At 61.0% G+C, this 667-nt stretch carries 1 protein-coding gene; it reads left to right on the top strand.

What is annotated here, in order from left to right; genetic code table 11:
- Positions 1–667 (top strand): citrate/2-methylcitrate synthase (locus AM506_RS23555; protein ID WP_369117595.1); only part of this gene is annotated, 667 nt, incomplete at both ends.

The raw sequence follows: 667 nt of genomic DNA, 5'->3' as shown, positions 1-667 counted from the left end.
CGCCGAGGGCTTGTTCACCTATGATCCCGGCTTCATGGCCACCTCCTCCTGCCAGTCGGCCATCACCTACATCGATGGTGGCAAGGGCGTCCTGCTGCATCGCGGCTACCCCATCGACCAGCTGGCGAAGGAGTCGAACTTCGTCGAGCTCTGCTACCTGCTGCTATTCGGCGAACTGCCCAACGATGAGCAGTACGCCGACTTCGAGTCGCGGGTCAGCAACCACACCATGGTCCACGACCAGATCAACAACTTCTTCAAGGGCTTCCGTCGCGATGCCCATCCGATGTCGATCCTGTGCGGCGTGGTGGGTGGCCTGGCCGCCTTCTATCACGACCACATGGACATCAACGTCGAGGAGGATCGCATCATCAGCGCGATCCGCCTGATCGCCAAGATGCCGACCATCGCCGCGATGTCCTACAAGTACAATGTGGGCCAGCCGTTCAACTACCCGCGCAACGACCTGAACTATGCAGAGAACTTCCTCTACATGATGTTCAGCACGCCGTGCGAGGAGTACAAGATCAACCCGGTCTACGCCAAGGCGATGGACCGCATCTTCATGCTGCATGCCGACCACGAGCAGAACGCCTCCACCTCCACGGTGCGCCTGGCGGGCTCCACCGGCGCCAATCCGTTCGCCTGCATCAGTGCCGGCATCGCG

The sequence above is a fragment of the Rossellomorea vietnamensis genome (assembly GCF_001305855.1).
In the GTDB taxonomy this organism is placed as follows: domain Bacteria; phylum Bacillota; class Bacilli; order Bacillales; family Bacillaceae_B; genus Rossellomorea; species Rossellomorea vietnamensis_A.
Note: the sequence above shows the minus strand (reverse complement) of the source record. Positions and strands in the feature narration are given on the sequence as shown.